The organism is Streptomyces sp. NPDC003300, from assembly GCF_040610915.1.
GTDB lineage: Bacteria > Actinomycetota > Actinomycetes > Streptomycetales > Streptomycetaceae > Actinacidiphila.
Genome location: NZ_JBEXNE010000007.1, coordinates 171,484 through 188,671, shown reverse-complemented (window position 1 = coordinate 188,671; position 17,188 = coordinate 171,484). Strand labels below are relative to the sequence as shown.

At 72.7% G+C, this 17,188-nt stretch carries 14 protein-coding genes; 5 read left to right on the top strand and 9 right to left on the bottom strand.

Annotated features, from left to right (window positions below; all coding sequences use genetic code 11):
- Positions 1 to 141: 141 nt before the first annotated feature.
- The 8 genes from ABZX65_RS13465 to ABZX65_RS13430 form a co-directional block, all read right to left on the bottom strand.
- Positions 142 to 498 (bottom strand): DoxX family protein, encoded by a 357-nt coding sequence (locus ABZX65_RS13465; RefSeq protein ID WP_355337698.1) that lies wholly within the window; start codon positions 496 to 498, stop codon positions 142 to 144.
- Positions 499 to 624: 126 nt separating this feature from the next.
- Entirely contained in the window at positions 625 to 1,530 is a 906-nt protein-coding gene (locus tag ABZX65_RS13460) for an NADP-dependent oxidoreductase (protein ID WP_355337695.1), read from the bottom strand.
- Positions 1,531 to 1,830: 300 nt separating this feature from the next.
- Positions 1,831 to 3,573: a D-aminoacylase gene (locus ABZX65_RS13455; RefSeq protein ID WP_355337692.1), complete on the bottom strand. Its 1,743-nt coding sequence runs from the start codon at positions 3,571 to 3,573 to the stop codon at positions 1,831 to 1,833.
- A 48-nt stretch (positions 3,574 to 3,621) separates the two neighbouring features.
- Positions 3,622 to 4,746 carry an LLM class flavin-dependent oxidoreductase gene (locus tag ABZX65_RS13450; protein WP_355337689.1) on the bottom strand — a complete coding sequence of 375 codons (1,125 nt, stop codon included), beginning with the start codon at positions 4,744 to 4,746 and terminating at the stop codon, positions 3,622 to 3,624.
- 111 nt (positions 4,747 to 4,857) lie between these two features.
- The gene (locus tag ABZX65_RS13445) at positions 4,858 to 5,640 is read right to left on the bottom strand and encodes a glucose 1-dehydrogenase (RefSeq protein ID WP_355337686.1); all 783 of its coding nucleotides are present in this window, start codon (positions 5,638 to 5,640) and stop codon (positions 4,858 to 4,860) included.
- A gap of 69 nt (positions 5,641 to 5,709) precedes the next feature.
- On the bottom strand, positions 5,710 to 6,666 hold the full coding sequence (locus tag ABZX65_RS13440; protein ID WP_355337683.1) for an LLM class F420-dependent oxidoreductase: 957 nt from the start codon (positions 6,664 to 6,666) through the stop codon (positions 5,710 to 5,712).
- Positions 6,667 to 6,669: 3 nt separating this feature from the next.
- Positions 6,670 to 7,932: an amidohydrolase family protein gene (locus ABZX65_RS13435; protein ID WP_355337681.1), complete on the bottom strand. Its 1,263-nt coding sequence runs from the start codon at positions 7,930 to 7,932 to the stop codon at positions 6,670 to 6,672.
- 97 nt (positions 7,933 to 8,029) lie between these two features.
- On the bottom strand, positions 8,030 to 8,791 hold the full coding sequence (locus ABZX65_RS13430) for an AMP-binding protein (protein ID WP_355337678.1): 762 nt from the start codon (positions 8,789 to 8,791) through the stop codon (positions 8,030 to 8,032).
- 601 nt (positions 8,792 to 9,392) lie between these two features.
- On the opposite strand from ABZX65_RS13430, the gene ABZX65_RS13425 reads away from it, so the two are divergent.
- Positions 9,393 to 12,326: a BTAD domain-containing putative transcriptional regulator gene (locus tag ABZX65_RS13425; protein ID WP_355337675.1), complete on the top strand. Its 2,934-nt coding sequence runs from the start codon at positions 9,393 to 9,395 to the stop codon at positions 12,324 to 12,326.
- Between the two features lie 157 nt (positions 12,327 to 12,483).
- Positions 12,484 to 12,645 (top strand): hypothetical protein, encoded by a 162-nt coding sequence (locus ABZX65_RS13420; protein ID WP_355337672.1) that lies wholly within the window; start codon positions 12,484 to 12,486, stop codon positions 12,643 to 12,645.
- Between the two features lie 293 nt (positions 12,646 to 12,938).
- Here ABZX65_RS13420 and ABZX65_RS13415 read toward each other — a convergent pair whose 3' ends face one another.
- On the bottom strand, positions 12,939 to 14,657 hold the full coding sequence (locus ABZX65_RS13415; RefSeq protein ID WP_355337669.1) for a FadD3 family acyl-CoA ligase: 1,719 nt from the start codon (positions 14,655 to 14,657) through the stop codon (positions 12,939 to 12,941).
- 101 nt (positions 14,658 to 14,758) lie between these two features.
- Here ABZX65_RS13415 and ABZX65_RS13410 point away from each other — a divergent pair, with 101 nt between their 5' ends.
- Genes ABZX65_RS13410 through ABZX65_RS13400 form a run of 3 tightly spaced genes read left to right on the top strand, consistent with a single transcriptional unit; the run spans position 14,759 to position 17,144 of the window.
- Positions 14,759 to 15,913 carry a lipid-transfer protein gene (locus tag ABZX65_RS13410; RefSeq protein WP_355337666.1) on the top strand — a complete coding sequence of 385 codons (1,155 nt, stop codon included), beginning with the start codon at positions 14,759 to 14,761 and terminating at the stop codon, positions 15,911 to 15,913.
- Between the two features lie 8 nt (positions 15,914 to 15,921).
- Positions 15,922 to 16,371: an OB-fold domain-containing protein gene (locus ABZX65_RS13405; protein WP_355337663.1), complete on the top strand. Its 450-nt coding sequence runs from the start codon at positions 15,922 to 15,924 to the stop codon at positions 16,369 to 16,371.
- Complete coding sequence (locus ABZX65_RS13400) at positions 16,368 to 17,144, top strand: enoyl-CoA hydratase/isomerase family protein (protein ID WP_355337660.1); 777 nt, start codon at positions 16,368 to 16,370, stop codon at positions 17,142 to 17,144. The genes ABZX65_RS13405 and ABZX65_RS13400 overlap by 4 nt, the downstream gene beginning before the upstream one ends.
- Positions 17,145 to 17,188: the final 44 nt, after the last annotated feature.

Sequence of the window (17,188 nt, the reverse complement as noted above, 5' to 3'; positions counted from 1 at the left end):
CCCCCTCCCGGCAGCCTAGCTTCAGGGAACGGCCCAAATCCAGAGCGTTATCGGCGCATCACTGAGCGCGTCCGGTACGCGGTACGCCCTTACTGGCCGTCGGCCTCCCGAAACCCCGACGGCACCGTCACGCTCGGAGGACTACCAGGCGCCGTGGTGGGCGAGGCCCAGGGTCAGGGCGGCTGCCGCGGTGGCGAGGAAGACGATGCCGCCGAGGATGTCGCGGGAGCCGACGCGGAGGTGGGCGGTGACGGCGCCGATGAAGTAGAGGATGAGGCCGCAGGCGGCGAGGGTGCCGAGGACGGGGACGGCGAGCCCGGCCAGCAGGCCGACCGTGCCGGCGGCGAGCAACGCGCCGAGGAAGGGCACCCACTTGCGGGGCAGGCCCTTCATGTCGGCCTGGGTCTTGGGGTATTCGTGGCCGATGAGGTAGGTGACGGCGGCGGCGCCGTTGAAGAGGGCACCGAGGATGGTGACCGTCAGATAGGCGGCGAACACGGCAGCTCCGCTTCTGTGCGTGACACGTCGGGGTGACACCTCGTACGGGAAGGCTAAGGCGCCCCCGCCGAGCGGGAGTTGACCGTGAGTCGCACGCGCTTGGCACGGCGTGAACCGCGCGGGCGGCTACGCGGCGTTGACCGTCAGCACGATCTTGCCCCGTACGTGGCCCTCCTCGCTGAGGCGGTGCGCCTGCGCGATGTCGGCGAGGGGGAACGTCCGGGCGACGGGCAGTGAGAAGCGGCCCGCCTCGATCAGCGGGCCGATCTCGGTGAGGACGTAGAGGGCCCGGCCGCTGTCACCGCGGCTGAAGGTGACGCCGTGCTCGCGGGCGCCGAGGAAGTCCGCGAGGGTGACGACGTGGCCGGGGCCGCCCGCGAGGGCGATGAGTTCGGGGAGGGCGCCGCTCCCGGCGACGTCGAGGGCGGTGTCCACGCCGTCGGGGGCGAGCGCGCGGACGCGGTCGGAGAGACCGTCGCCGTACGAGACGGGTTCGGCGCCGAGCGAGCGGAGGAAGTCGTGATTGGCCGGGCTCGCGGTGCCGATGACGCGGGCGCCGCGCGCCACGGCGAGCTGCACGGCGGCGGCGCCGACGCTCCCGGAGGCGCCGTTGATCAGGACGGTGCCGCCGCGGACGCCGAGCTGGTCCAGGCCGCGCGCCGCCGTCTCGACGGCGGACGGCAGCGCGGCGGCCCCGGCGAAGTCGAGCGACGCCGGGATCGGCGCGTAGAAGGAGAGCACCGCCAGCTCGGCCTGCGCGGCGCCCTCGGCGCAGAGGCCGAACACGCGGTCGCCGACGGCCACATCGGTCACCCCTTCGCCGACCTCGTCGACGACGCCCGCCGCCTCGTACCCCAGGGTCTGCGGAAGCTCCTCGTCCATGAGGCCCTTCCGCTTCTTCCAGTCGCTCGCGTTGAGTCCCGCCGCGCGTACCGCGATACGGATCCGGCCGGGGCCCGGGTGCGGATCGGGAAGGTCCACGATCTCCAGGACCTCGGGTCCCCCGAACCGGCTGAAACGGGCCGCCTTCATCACTTCGCTCCGATCTCGGCGCACGGGGGCAGGAGGGCGGGAGCCAGGGGTGCCGCGAATGCCGCGCGTACGCGCCAGTCTGTCAGTCCCGCCGGGCCTGGGGCCCAGAACCGGAGTCCGACGCGAAGACGGATGCGGCGGCCGACGCGAAGACCGATGGGACGACCAACGCGACGACCGACGCGGACCGGCAGCCGTACCTCATCGTCCGCCTCCAGCGGGGTGAGCGCGACGCCCCGCCCGCGCACCGCCCAGCACGGCAGCGCCCAGCATGGCACCGGCCGCGCGGCCCCCCGCCGGTCAGGGGGTGGTTCGGACGGTTGCCGTGTCGCGGCCGGATCTCAGGACGGTGCCGGGGACGGCGCCGGTGACGGTGTCGTCGCGGATCGTCTCGACGCCGTTGACGCGGACGCTGAGGATGCCGGTGGCGCGGGAGTCGAGGCGGGGGCTGTCGCCGGGGAGGTCGTGCAGGAGGGTGGCGGGGCCTGCGTCGATGCGTTCGGGGTCGAAGAGGACGAGGTCGGCGGCGTTGCCCGGGGCGATCACGCCTCGGCCGCGCAGGCCGAAGAGGCGGGCGGGGTCGGCGGTGAGCATGCGGACGGCGCGCTCCAGCGGCAGGAGTTGGCGTCCGCGCAGGCAGTCGCCGAGGAAGCGGGTGGTGTACGGGGCGCCGCACATCCGGTCGAGGTGGGCGCCCGCGTCGGAGCCGCCGAGCATGACGTCCTCGTGGTCCCAGGTGCGGCGGCGCAGCGCCCAGGAGTCGGGGTCGTTGTCGGTGGGCATCGGCCAGAGCACCGTGCGCATGCGGTCGTTGGCGCAGATCTCGACGATCGTCTCGAAGGGTTCCTGCCCGCGTTCGGCCGCGATGTCGCGGACGACCCGCCCCGACACCCCCTGATTCGCGTCGCTGTACGTGTCGCCGATCACGTAGCGGCCGAAGTCGGCGAGGCGGCGGAAGACCCCGGCCTCGGGGCTGGCGGCGCGGCGCAGCATCTCGGCCCGTACGGCGGGCTGCCGCAGCCGCGCGATGCGTTCGGGGACGGGCAGGGCGAGGACATCGCCCCAGCCGGGGATGAGGTTGAGGGCGCAGAAGGTGCCGAGCGACATGTTCATGGGGGTGAGGATCGGCATGGTGAGGGCGACGATCCGGCCGCCCGCCTTGCGGGCCCGCTCCGAGGCGAGGAGTTGGCGCGGGACGCGTTCGGGGACGGCGGCGTCGATGGTGAGGACGTTCCAGTTGAGCGGGCGCCCGGCGACGGCGCTCATCTCCACGAGCAGGTCGATCTCCTCGTCCGCGAACTGGTCGAGGCAGCCCGCCACGATGGCCTCGATCTGGGTGCCCTCGTGTTCGCCCACCGCCCGTGACAGGGCCAGGAGTTCGTCCGGCCGGGCGTGCCGGGACGCGACCGGCCGTCCGTCGCCGTCGGAGTGCGTACTGGACTGCGTGGTGGAAAGGCCCCAGCCGCCGGCTTCCATGGATTCGTGGAAGAGCCGCAGCATGGCGTCGAGTTGGTCCCGCGTGGGCTGTCCGCCGACCGCGTCGGCGCCCATCACATGGCGGCGCAGGGCGCAGTGGCCCACCATGAAACCGGCGTTGACGGCGATCCGCCCCTCCAGGGCGTCGAGGTAGTCGCCGAAGGACGACCACGTCCAGTCGACGCCCTCTTCGAGCGCCGCCAGCGACATGCCCTCGACCTTGGACATCATCCGCCGTGTGTAGTCGGCGTCTTCGGGCCGGTCGGGGTGGAGCGGCGCGAGCGTGAAGCCGCAGTTGCCGCCCGCGACGGTGGTCACGCCGTGGCTCATCGAGGGCGTGGCGAAGGGGTCCCAGAAGAGCTGGGCGTCGTAGTGGGTGTGCGGGTCGACGAAGCCGGGGGTCAGGACGAGGCCGGTGGCGTCCTCCTGGGAGCGCCCGCTCTCGCCGAGGCCGCCGGGTTCGGCGACGGCCGCGATCCGTCCGCCGCGCAGCGCCACGTCGGCGGTACGGGAGGGCGCGCCCGTGCCGTCCACCACGGTGGCGCCCTTGATCACATGGTCGAACACGGGTGTGCTCCTCTCGTACGTCGCGCTGGCGCGTGCCGCCCGGTCGCGTTACGCCGCCGCCTGCCGGAACCGGGTCGTGCGGTGCACCGGGTCGGTGTCGATGACGGGTATGACGTGCTCGCCGATCAGCTTGATCGTGTTCATCGTGTCCTCGTAGCCGATGCCGATCGGCAGCCCGAAGGTCAACTGGTCGGCGCCCGCCTGCTCCCAGCGCTTGCACTGCGCCAGCACCTCGTCGGGGTTGCCGCAGATCATCAGCTCCTCGGAGATGAGCAGATCGATCAACTCCTCGGTGTAGTCCGGCAGAAGCTCGGGCCAGACCGGGATGCCGTCGGGGCGCGGGAAGGTGTCGTGGTAGCGGAAGAGCAGCGACTGGAGGTAGTTGAGGCCGCCGCCGACGGCGATCTGCCGCGCCTTCTCGGTGGTCTCTGCGCAGATCGCGGTCGAGGTCACCATCACGTTGTCGTTGACGAAGTCGCCGACCGGCTCGGCCTGCCCGATCGCCGACTTGTACGACTCGACGACCCACTCCATGTCGGAGACCTTCTGCACGCTGAAGCCGAGCACGCCCAGGCCCTTGCGGGCGGCCATCGCGTACGAGGGCGGCGAGCCGGCCGCGTACCACATCGCCGGGTGGGAGCGGCCGTACGGCTTGGGCAGGATCTTGCGCGGCGGCAGCGACCAGTGCTTGCCGCTGAAGCCGGGGTACTCGTCCTGGAGCCACATCTTGGGGAACTCCGCGATGGTCTCCTCCCAGATCTCCTTCGTGTGGTTCATGTCGGTGATGCCCGGCATGAACCCGAGGATCTCGTGGCTGCCCGCGCCGCGCCCCGAGCCGAACTCGAAGCGCCCGCCGGAGAGATGGTCGAGCATGGCGACCTTCTCGGCGACCTTCACCGGGTGGTTGACCGGCGCGAGCGGGTTGAAGATGCCGGAGCCGAGGTGGATGCGCTCGGTGGCGTGGGCGAGATAGCCGAGGAAGACGTCGTTGGCCGACAGGTGCGAGTACTCCTCCAGGAAGTGGTGCTCGGAGGCCCAGGCGTACTTGAAGCCGGAGCGGTCCGCCTGGATGACGTACTCGGTCTCCTCGATCAGCGCGTGGTGCTCGGCGTCGGGGTCGGCCTTGGCCCGCGCGGCGGGCACATATCCCTGTACAAAGAGCCCGAATTCCAAGGGGTCACCATCCTCCGGTTTCTGACGCTCCGTCAGATCTGATCCGACTCTTCCACCGGCACGGTGGGGCGTCAATAGCTGATGGACCGTCAGATACGCTCGACGGCGGACTCAGAGCGCCGCGACTCCCGCGAGCCAGCCGCCGTCGATCACGAACGGCTGCCCGGTGACGTACGAGGAGTCCTCACTGGTCAAGAAGAGCGCGAGCCTGGCGATCTCGTCGGCCCGGCCCATCCGGCCCAGCGGCAGCAGCTTGCGGTAGAAGCGGGCGGTGGCCGCCGCCATCGCCTCCTGGTCGGCGGCCGGGTCGAGCACCGCGGGATTGGCCATCGGGGTGTCGACTGCGCCGGGGCACATCGCGTTCACCCTGATCCCGTGCGGCGCCAGCTCCAGCGCCGCCACCCGCGTCATGGCGACGATCGCCGCCTTCGTCGCCGCGTACGAGGTGAGCAGCGCCATGCCGCTGAGCGCCGTGTACGACGCGGTGTTGACGATCGTGCCGCCGCCCGCGGCGGTCAGCGCGGGCGCGCAGGCCCGCATGCCGAGGAAGGCGCCCACCTGGTTGACCCGGACGACCTGGAGGTACTCCTCCAGCGGGGTGTCCGCCAGCGCGTTGAAGCGCAGGATCCCGGCGTTGTTGACCAGTCCGTCGAGGCCGCCGAACTGCTCGTCGGCGTACGCCAGCGCCGCCGTCCAGTCGTCCTCGCTGCCGACGTCGAGCCGGGTGTAGCGGGCCGCGTCGCCGATCTCCTCGGCCAGCGCCGCGCCTTGGTCGTCCAGCACGTCCGCGAGCAGCACGCGCGCGCCCTCCGCGGCGAAGAGCCGGGCCTCCTGCTCGCCCTGGCCGCGCGCGGCGCCGGTGATCAGGACGGTACGGCCGTCGAGCTTGCCCATCCGGGCCTCCGGGGGTGGTGGGACAACGGGGGGTCAACCGGGGGGGGTCAACGGGGGGGTCAACGGGACTCAACTGTCGAGGTGCGGTGCCACATCGGCCGCGAACGCCGCCATCTGGTCGAGGAGTTCGGCCACGCCCCGGCTGCGGAAGCGCACCTGGATCTGGTCGACGCCCATGGCCCGGTAGGCGCGCAGGCTCTCCGCGAGCGCGTCCGGCTCGCCGTGCAGGGTGTACCGGCCGACGTGCCAGCCGGGCTCGCCGACGTAGAGCGGTTCCGCGATCGCGCCGATCTCGATCGGGTCGGCGATCCCGGCCTCGGCGCGCAGCCGCCGGACGCGGTCGATCTGGCCCGGCAGCCGGTCGCGCGGGTCGCCCTGCGGCAGCCAGCCGTCACCCCTGAGGGCGGCCCTGCGGACGGCGGCCGGTGACGAGCCGCCGACCCAGACCGGCGGCCGGGGCGTCTGCACCGGGCGTGGCCGCTGCCCGAGTCCGGCGAAGTCGTAGCGCTCGCCGTGGTGTTCGGGGAACTCGTCCTCGCCGAGCGCCGCCTTCAGCGCGTCGATGGTCTCGTCGAGTACGCCGCCGCGCCCGGCGAAGTCCGCGCCGACCGCGTCGAATTCCTCGACCACGTGCCCGGCCCCGACACCGAGGATCAGCCGCCCGCCGGAGAGCCGGTCGAGCGTCGCGTACTGCTTGGCGGTGGCCAGCGGGTGCCGCAGTCCGACGACCGCGACATGGCTGAGCAGCCGTACGCGTTCGGTGACGGCGGCGAGATAGCCGAGGGTGGCCACCGGGTCGTACCAGGTGGTGGACATCGCGGCGGCCAGCCTGCGCGGCACCGCGATGTGGTCGCAGACCGCCACGTACGCGAAGCCGTGCCGGTCGGCGGCGCGGGCGACGGCGGCGAGTTCGGCCGGGCCCGCGTCGGCCTCCCAGCCCTCGGCGTACATCGTGCTCTGCGACTGGACGGGGAGTTGCATGCCGTAGGAGAGCCGCCCTGGCGGCAGCACGCGCGGGACGCCCATGGCCTACGCCCCCGCGCCGGGTCCCGGGACCGGCCCGGCGCTCGAACCGGGCCCGGGCCACAGGCCGTCGGGGGTCAGGCCGAGCAGGTCGATGGCGTTGCCGCGCACGATCCGCTCCACCACGTCCTGGGAGAGGTGGCCCATCTGCGCCTCGCCGACCTCGCGCGACGTGGGCCACGTGGAGTCGGAGTGCGGGTAGTCCGTCTCGTAGAGGACGTTGCCGACGCCGACCGCGTCGAGATTGCGCAGGCCGACCGCGTCGTCGAAGAAGCAGCCGTAGACGTGCGAGGCGAAGGTCTCGGACGGCGGGCGCCGCACCTTGTCGGCGACCCCGCCCCATCCGCGGTTCTCCTCCCAGACGACGTCGGCGCGCTCCAGGATGTACGGGATCCAGCCGATCTGCCCCTCGGCGTACATGATCTTGAGGTTCGGGAAGCGTTCGAGGGCGCCGGACATCAGCCAGTCGACCATCGAGAAGCAGCAGTTGGCGAAGGTGATGGTGGAGCCGACCGCGGGCGGCGCGTCGGCGGAGGTGGACGGCATCCGGCTGGAGGAGCCGATGTGCATGGCGATGACGGTGCCGGTCTCGTCGCAGGCGCGGAAGAAGGGGTCCCAGTAGTCGGTGTGCACCGACGGCAGTCCGAGGTGCGGCGGGATCTCGGAGAAGCAGACCGCCCGTACGCCGCGCGCCGCGTTGCGCCGTACCTCGGCGGCGGCCAACTCGGCGTCCCACAGCGGTATCAGGGTCAGCGGTATCAGCCGCCCGCCCGCCTGCGGGCCGCACCACTCCTCGACCATCCAGTCGTTGTACGCGCGCACGCACAGCAGCCCGAGGTCGTGGTCCTCGGCCTCGGTGAAGGTCTGGCCGCAAAAGCGCGGGAAGGTGGGGAAGCAGAGCGCGGACTGCACATGGTTGACGTCCATGTCGGCCAGCCGCTCGGGCACCGAGTACGAGCCGGGCCGCATCTGCTCGTACGTGATCGCTTCGAGCCTGATCTCGTCGCGCGAGTAGCCGACGGCGGTGTCGAGCCGGGTCAGCGGGCGGCGCAGGCCCTCGTACAGCCACCAGTCGGCGAGCGGTCCCTCGTCCCCCGGCTCGCCCATCGTGGGCGCGAACCGGCCGCCGAGGAAGGTCATTTCCTTCAGGGGCGCGCGCACGATGCGCGGCGCGGTGTCGTGGTGTTTCGACGGGAGCCGGTCCCGCCAGACGTTGCCGGGCTCCACGGTGTGGTCGTCCACCGAGATGATCTTCGGGAAGGTCTCCATGGGCACAACGGTAGCGCCGATCTGACGATCCGTCAGCTAACGTGTCGTCACATCGTTGCCACTACGGGCCTCCGGGGCTCCCCGGCTGCGGCGGACGTCAGTCGGTCACCCGCACCGGCAGCAGAATCCGCCACACTGCGTCCTCCACGCCGTGCACGGCCGCGATCCAGCCGACGTTCTCCTCGTCGGTGCCCAGCCGTACCGCCTGCGCCAACTCCCCCATCACCTCGGTGAGATCGGCGTGCGCCATCGCGGGCTCCAGCCGCCCGCCGACCACGCCGTCGTCGTAGTAGCGGTGGTACGCGGGCGCGCTGCGCAGGACGCCGACCGGCCGCCAGTTCTGCGCCAGCCGCCACACGGGCTCGCCCGCGACGCGGACGCCGTCCGCCTCCATCACCTGGGTACGGGTGCGGTCGACGGCCAGCGCGGACCAGCCGTCGGAGCCGGTCAGCACCAGGTCGGGGTCGCAGCGGCGGACCGCGCGGGAGACCGCGTCGTTGGCGCCCGGTCCCGGCAGCACCAGCGGCACCGCGGCCATCCCCGCGTACAGGCAGCCGAAGAAGGCGCCCGCGAGGTCCGGGCCCTGCGGATAGGCGAGCAGCACGCGCGCGCCGGGAGCCAGCAGGCTGCCGAGCCGGGCGGCCACCGCGCGGGCCCGCCGGTCGAGTTCGGCGAAGCTGCACCCCGCGGTGCCGCTGACGGTCGTCCGCGGATACGGCAGCGCGGGCACGGCCTGCGGGGCGCGCTCGGCGCGGCGGCGCAGCAGTTCGCCGGGCAGCCGTCCGGCGTCCCCGAGCCGCCGCGTGCCGCCGTTGCCGCCGCCCCCGCCGCCGGGCCGCTCGCGGCCCTCGCCGCTCATCGCGGGCCCCGCGGCCGGGGCCGGCATCCGTCGTACGGATCCGGCCGGGCGCACCGGGCGCACCTCGCGTACCGGAGCCCGGAACAGCTCGGAACCGGCGGCCGACGGTAGTTGCCTCGGCCTGACAGGCAGTGACCCGATCGGCCCGTCCGGCTCACCGGCACCTGCCGCATGACTCGTGCACTCAGCACACATGAAACGCCCGCTACCTGTTCTTTCGCAGGACACACACCGGCATGGACCAGTCCCACACAGCACAACCTCCGCGCACGCACAGACGGAACCTCAAATTCCAGCCCAACTTTTGCTGCAAGTCCGGTTCGGGTCCTTGCACGGGGTGACCCCGGCGGCCCGACACGGCAAACTGGCACGGACGGTGCCGAACCCTCGGTCCCGTGCGCCATGCGGACAACTGTTCCGTCCGGCGATGAACGATTGATATACGTGCGGGCGACGGGCCGCGGGGGCGCCCGGCTTCGCGAATAATCGGGTCACGCACCATTCAGCGCCCGGCGGCCGACCACCGCCGGAGGCTGGCACAAGCAGTGCGCCGCTCCAGGCGCGGGTACACAATGAGCAGGTCCACGTTCAGGGGGCAGAGATGGAAAGCAGGACGGAACCGGGCAACAGCCTGCGGTTCGCGGTCCTCGGTCCGGTGCGCGCCTGGCGAGACGACGAGCCGATCGTCACCGGCGCACCACAGCAGCGCGCCTTGCTGGCCGCGCTGCTGCTGCGCGGCGGGCGCACGGCGACCGCGTCGGAACTGCTCGACGCCGTCTGGGGAGAGTCACCGCCCAACACCGCGCTCGCCGCGCTGCGTTCGTACGCCTTCCGGCTGCGCAAGGCGCTCGGCCCCGAGGCCCTGGTCACCGACTCCGGCGGCTACTCGCTGCGGGTCGCCGACGACGCGCTGGACTGCGCCGTCGTGGAGCGGCTGGCCGCCGAGGCCGACAAGCAGCGCGCCGTCGACCCGGTCCGCGCCCGCGAACTGCTGGGCACCGCGCTGGAGATGTGGCACGGCGAGCCGCTGGCCGGGCTTCCGGGGCCGCACGCCGAGACGCAGCGCAACCGGCTCGCCGAATGGCACCTCGGCCTGATCGAGACCCGTCTCGAACTGGACCTGGAGCTGGGCGCACACGCCGAGGCCGTCTCCGAACTCACCGCGGTCTCCGCCGAACACCCGCTGCGCGAGCGGCTGCGCGCCCTGCTGATGCTGGCCCTCTACCGCAGCGGCCGGCAGGCCGAGGCGCTCGGCGTCTACGCCGACACCCGCCGCCTGCTCGCCGAAGAGCTGGGCATCGACCCGTCGGCCGAACTGAAGGACCTGCACCAGAAGATCCTGGAGGCCGACCCCTCGCTCGCCGCCCCGGCCGGTTCCGCCGCCGGACCGGCCGAGATCGTACGGCCCGCGCAACTGCCCGCGACCGTCGCGGACTTCACCGGCCGCCGCAATGTGGTCAGGGAACTGAGCGAGCAACTGGCCCAGGCGTCGCAGGGCAGCGGGGTGATGGCGGTCTCCGCCGTCGCGGGCATCGGCGGCGTCGGCAAGACCACGCTCGCCGTCCATGTCGCCCACGCGGCCCGCGACTCCTTCCCCGACGGGCAGTTGTACGTCGATCTCCAGGGCACCGACCCGCGCCCGGCGGAACCCGAGGCCGTACTCGGCTCGTTCCTGCGCGCGCTCGGCACCCCGGACTCCGCGATCCCCGAGTCGCTGGCCGACCGCGCCGCGCTCTACCGCTCCACCCTCGACGGCCGCCGCGTGCTCGCGCTGCTCGACAACGCCTACGACGCCGCGCAGATCCGCCAGTTGCTGCCGGGCACCCCCGGCTGCGCCGCCCTGGTCACCAGCCGGGTGCGGATGGTCGACCTGGCGGGCGCGCATCTGGTCGACCTCGACGTGATGTCGCCGGAGGAGGCGCTCCAGCTCTTCACCCGGATCGTCGGCGAGGAGCGCGTCACCAGCGAACGCCAGGCCGCCCTCGACGTCGTCGCGGCCTGCGGCTTCCTGCCGCTGGCCATCCGGATCGCCGCGTCCCGGCTGGCCGCCCGCCGCACCTGGACCGTCTCCGTACTCGCCCACAAACTGGCCGACCAGCGGCGCAGGCTGGACGAACTGCGGGCCGGGGACCTCGCGGTGAAGGCCACCTTCGCCCTCGGCTACGGCCACCTGTCGGCGCCGCAGGCCCGCGCCTTCCGGCTGCTCTCGCTCGCCGACGGCCCGGACATCTCGCTGCACGCGGCGGCGGCCACCCTCGACCTGGACCCGTACGAGGCCGAGGAGCTGCTGGAGGCGCTGGTCGACATCAGCCTCATCGAGTCCGCCGCGCCCGCCCGTTACCGCTTCCACGACCTGCTGCGCCTGTACGCCCGCGAGTGCGCGGAGCGCGACGAGACACCGCGGGAGCGCTGCGCGGCGCTGTCGCGGGTGCTGGACTTCTACCTCGCCTCGGCCTCCTGCGCCTACGAGTTGGAGAACCCCGGCGACCGTGTCCTGGACCACCTCGCCCTCACCGCGCACTCCGGCCTGACCTTCGGCGCCCCGGACGAGGCCCTGGAATGGCTCTTCTCCGAGGCGCAGAATCTGCTGGCGGCCGTCCAGCAGGCCGCGGACGGCGGCTGCGAGGGCCCGATGCGCCGCGCCGTCGACCTGCTGCTGGTCGCCCAGGACCTGATGGAGTCCGGTGTCTACGCGCGGCAATACGAGCAGGCGACGCGGACACTGGTGACGACGGCGCACGACTGCGGGGACACGCTGGTGGAGGGGCGCGGGCGGATCTGGCTCGGCCAACTCCTGCGGATGTCGGGCCGGTTCGAGGAGGCCGAGACCGAGGCCAAGCGCGCCCTGGTGCTCGGCCTGGCCGCCGAGGACCCGATGACGTCGAGCTACGCGCCCAATCTGCGCGGCAGCATCGCCCACCAGGGCCAGCGCTTCGAGGCGTGCGCGGAGTACCACACCACCGCCCTTGAGGCTTTCCGCGCCGACGGCAACAAGCACGGCGAGGCGGCGGCGCTCAGCAATCTCTCCCGCGCGCAGATCGAACTGGGCGACATCGCCGCCGCGGTGGCGGCGACCGAACGGGTCGTCGCGATCTACCGCGAGTTGGGCGCCGGCTTCCGGCTCGGCAACGGCCTGTACGCGATGGGCATCGCGCTCACCGCGGAGGGCCGCCTCGACGACGCGTTGAGCTGCCTCACCGAGGCACTGGGCATCTTCCGGGAGGCGCGGCAGCAGTTCTGGGAGGGCATGACGCTCTTCCGGCTCTCCAAGGTTCACCTCGCGGGCGGCAGTTGGCGGCAGGCCGCCGCCCACACCGAGCAGTCGCTCGTCATCCTCCGCGAGGTCGGCGGCGAGTGGCGCACCGCCAACGCCCTGACCGTACTCGGCAGCGCGCTCGACGGCATGGGCCAGCCGGTCCGTGCCCACGCCTGCTGGCACGACGCCCTGGCCGTCTTCACCGCGCTCGGTTCGCCCGAAGCGGCCGATGTACGGCGCCTGTTGGGGGACGAATCATCCCCCTCTGTCGCGGTATAAGCCCAGGTCGATTCGCTCAACGCGCCCGTTTATCAGTTGATTATCGGTGGATGCCACGATTCCATCACTGCACGAGCTGCCCGCTCGGTGGTGTACGGGGGTCGCCACCGGGCGGGCTTTCACGACAGCACGTCCCCAAGCACACAGGGAGAGCACCATGAGCACCGAAGTTCCGAAGCTTCCGAAGACGGACCCGCCGGTCGACCCGGACAACTTCCACACCGACGGCACCGAGCAGACGGCTCCGGACGGGCTCCTCACGCCGAAGAAGCCCGTCGTCAAGCCGGACAACTTCCACACGGACGGCACCACCAAGTAGCTTCCGTACCCCGCTCTGGGGAGGGCGGGGCCGCGGAGGACCCCAAGGGGACCGCAGGGGGACCCACGGGGTTGATCAGGGGAAAACAGCACGGGGCAACAGGGGAACACGGGGGATCGGGGGACCGGGGAACCTCGGTGGGGGCCGAGGGGGACCGGTGAAAGCCGCCCAAGGGGGGGCCGGGTGACTGCGGGGGGTTCCACAGCACGCACCCGGGGGCGCACCAAAGACTGACCGCGGCGCGGAGGGGGCGCCGCGGTCAGTCCGCGTCCGGGTCCGGTGCCGCGCGCGGGTCAGTCCGCGGCCGTACGCAGCTCGTTCTTCTTGACCTTCCCGCCCGCGTTGCGCGGGAGTTCGGGGACGAAGCGGACGCCGCGCGGGACCTTGTAGTTGGCCATTTCGCGGCGCGACCAGGCGATGAGGTCGTCGGCGGTGAGGGTGGAGCCGGGGCGGCGGACGACGTAGGCGCGGCCGACCTCGCCGAGGCGGGGGTCGGGGACACCGATGACGGCGGCGTCGCGGATGTCGGGGTGGCGCAGCAGCAGTTGCTCGATCTCCGCCGGGTAGGCGTTGAAGCCGCCGACGATGTACATGTCCTTGAGGCGGTCGGTGATCCGCAGATTCCCCTCGGGGTCCAGGACGCCGATGTCGCCGGTGTGCAGCCAGCCGTCGGGGTCGACGGCGCGGGCGGTGCCCTCGGGGTCCTCGAAGTAGCAGGACATGACGTGGTAGCCGCGGACCAGGACTTCGCCGGGCGCGCCGGGCGCGGCGTCGACCCGTACCTCCGTGTCGGGGATGGCGCGCCCCGAGGTGACGGCGACGGTCGCGGCCGGGTCGCCCCTGCGGCACATGGTGACGGTGCCGGACGCCTCGGTGAGGCCGTACGCGGTCAGGACGGTGGCGATCCGCAGTTCGGCGCGCAGCCGTTCGACGAGTTCCAGCGGGATGACGGCGGCCCCGGTGACGACGAGCCGCAGCGCGGACAGGTCGTGGGCGGCGCGCGCCGGATGGTCGAGCAGCGACTGGTGCAGGGTGGGCGGGCCCGGCAGTACGGAGATCCGCTCGGCGGCGATGTTGGCGAGGACGGTGTCCACGTCGAAGACGGGCTGCGGCACGATCACGGCGCCGCGCATCAGGCAGGCGATGACGCCCGCCTTGTAGCCGAAGGTGTGGAAGAAGGGGTTGACCACCAAGTAGCGGTCCCCCGCGGTCAGTCCGGCCAGCGCGCTCCAGACGCCGTACACGCGCAGCGTCTGGGCGTGCGTGATGACGGCGCCCTTGGGGTGTCCGGTCGTGCCCGAGGTGAAGATGATGTCGGAAGGGTCGCCGGGCGCCACGGCGTCGGCGCGGGCGCGTACGGTCGCGGCGGGTACGTCGGCGCCGGCCGCCACGTAGCCGTGCCAGGACAGGAATCCGGTGGGCGGCGCGTCGTCGCCGAGGACGACGACGTCACGCAGGTGCGGCAGGCCGGGCAGCGGTCCCTCGCCGTCGCCCTCTCCCGCGGCGCGGCGCAGCGCGGCCACGTACGACGTGCCGAGGAAGGTGCCGGTGACGAACAGCAGCCTGGCGCGGGTGCGTTGGAGTATCCAGGCCGCTTCGGCGCCTTTGAAGCGGGTGTTGAGCGGGACGAGGACGCCGCCCGCGCCGACCGCGCCGAGCGCGGCGACGATCCAGTTCAGCGAGTTGGGCGCCCAGATCGCGACCCGGTCGCCGGGGCGCAGTCCCGAGGCGACGGCCGCGGCGGCGGCGCTTTCCACGCGGGCGCCGAGTTCGGCGTAGCTGACGCGGGTGCGACCGTCCACGACGGCCTCGTGCTCGCCGTGGGCGCGGGCGGCGGCGCGCACCAGGCGGGGCAGGGTGCCCCAGCGGAGATCGGCGCGGGGGTCGTCGGCGGGTGAACCGGCTGGGGATGAGCCGTCGTTGGAGGCACCGCCCTCGGATGAGGCGTCGCCGTACGAGGTGTCGCCGTACGAGGTGTCGCGCGGATCGTCGTCCCGCAGGTCCACATCCATGACGTCCCCTCCCGTAGCTGACTACCCGTCAGATTAACGGTAGCCTGACGACCTGTCAGCAGTTCGTCAGTGCATCCGGGGACCCGCGGAGGTGTGTGCCCATGGGCGGCGCTGCCCTGAAAGACGCGACGGCCATCGTCGGGATAGGCCAGACACCGTTCGCCAAGTCGCTCCCGGAGTCGGAGAAGACGCTGGCGTGCCGGGCGGTGCTCGCCGCGCTCGACGACGCGGGCATCAACCCCGGCGAGGTCGACGGCTTCGCCTCGTACACGATGGAGGACACCGACGAGGTCGAGCTGGCCAAGGCGATCGGCGCGGGCGATGTCACCTTCTTCGCCAAGTCCGGATACGGCGGCGGCGGTTCGTGCGCGACCGTCGCGCACCTCGCGGCGGCCGTCGCCACCGGTCAGGCGTCGGTCGGCGTCGCCTGGCGGTCGCGCAAACGCGGCTCGGGGCCGCGCCCGTGGAGCAGCACCACCGTCCAGCTCCCCACCCCGGCGCAGTGGTCCCGGCCGTACGGTCTGCTCCGCCCGGCCGACGAGATCGGCATGCTCGCCCGCCGCTACATGCACGAATACGGCGCCACCCGCGACCACTTGTTCAATGTGGCGCTCGCCTGCCGCAACCGCGCCAACCAGAATCCGGCCGCCCTGATGTACGAGCGCCCGCTGACCCGCGAGATGTACATGACCGCGCGCTGGATCAGCGAACCGCTCTGCCTGTTCGACAACTGCATGGAGACCGACGGGGCCCTGGCCTGCGTCGTGGTCTCCGCCGAACGCGCCCGCGACTGCCGCCGCAAGCCCGTCTACGTGCACTCCGCCGCGCAGGGCCTGCCCGCCCAGCACCACGGCATGGTCAACTACTGGACCGACGACCCGCTCACCGGACCGTCCTGGACCGCCGCCCGACACCTGTGGAAACAGGCCGACTTCGGGCCGCAGGACGTCGATGTCGCCCAGATATACGACGCCTTCACCCCGCTGATCCCGCTCTCCCTCGAGGGCTACGGCTTCTGCGGACGCGGCGAGGGCGCCGCCTTCACCGAGGGCGGCGCCCTGGAGACCGGTGGACGGCTGCCGATCAACACCGGTGGCGGCGGCCTGTCCGAGGCGTACGTCCACGGCTTCAACCTCATCACCGAGGGCGTCAGGCAACTGCGCGGCACCTCCACCGCCCAAGTCCCCGACGCCGCCACCTGCCTGGTCACGGCGGGCGAGTGCGTCCCCACATCCGCTCTGCTGCTGAGGAGTTGACAGCCGCGATGCTGCTGCCGGTCATCGACGAGGACGGCGCGCCCTTCTGGGAGTACGCGCGCCAGGGCGAGTTGCGCGTCCAGGCGTGCGCCGACTGCGGACGGCGGCGCTTCCCGCCGCGCCCCTGCTGCCCGTACTGCCGGTCCTTCGGGTCCCGCTGGGAGCGGATGAGCGGACGCGGCCGGATCTGGTCGTACGTCGTCGCCCACCCCCCGCTGCTGCCCGATTACGCCGAGCAGGCCCCGTACAACGTGATCGTGGTGGAACTGGCCGAGGAGGCCACCCCCGAGGGCGGCCGGATCCGGCTGGTCGGCAACCTCGTCGCCCGCGCCGACGCGCGCCTTGACTCCGTGGACCCGGCGCGGCTGCGGATCGGCGCCGCCGTGAAGGTGGCCTTCCCCGACCCGGCCGCCACGGACGGCGTCGTCGTACCGCGCTGGCTGCTGGAGCGGCCATGAGCGTCCGGCGCACGGAGGCCGGTGACGGGGTCGCGCTCGTCACCCTCGACCGGCCCGAGCGGCACAACGCCCTGGACGGCGCGAGCGTGGACGGGCTGCGCGAGGTGTGGCGCGACCTGCGCTTCGACGACGCGGTACGGGCGGTGGTCCTCACCGGCGCGGGCGACCGGGCGTTCTGCACCGGCGTCGACCGCGGCCTCGACGTGCCGCAGCCGTCGTCCCCGTACTGCGTCGACGACCCCCTGCTCACCGCGGGCCCCAAGGCCAACGACCTGTGGAAGCCGGTCGTCGCCGCCGTCAACGGCATGGCCTGCGGCGGCGCCTTCTACCTCCTGGGCGAGGCCGAATTCCTCATCGCCGCGGAAGACGCCACCTTCTTCGACCCGCACACCGCCTACGGCATGGTCAGCGCCTACGAGTCCGTCCTCATGGCGCAGCGCATGCCCTACGGCGAGGCCATGCGCATGTCCCTCATGGGCACCGCCGAACGGGTGAGCGCGCGACGGGCCTACGAGACCGGTCTCGTCTCCGAGGTCGTGCCCGGCCCCGACCTCCTCGCCACCGCCCTGCGCGCCGCCGCCGTCCTCTCCTCCTACCCGACCGAGGCCGTCCAGGGCACCGTGCGCGCCGTGTGGTCGGCCCGGGAGGCGGCCCGCGCGCACGCCACCGCGCTCGCGCCGCACCTCATCGCCCTCGGCAATCTGCTGCCGGAGCGGCAGGCGGAGCTGTTCACCGGGCGCGCCCGGGGGCCCGCCGCCTTCCGGTTGAGGTGAGCGCGGCTCACGTGGCGGGTGCGACGGTCGCGGCGTAGCGTCGG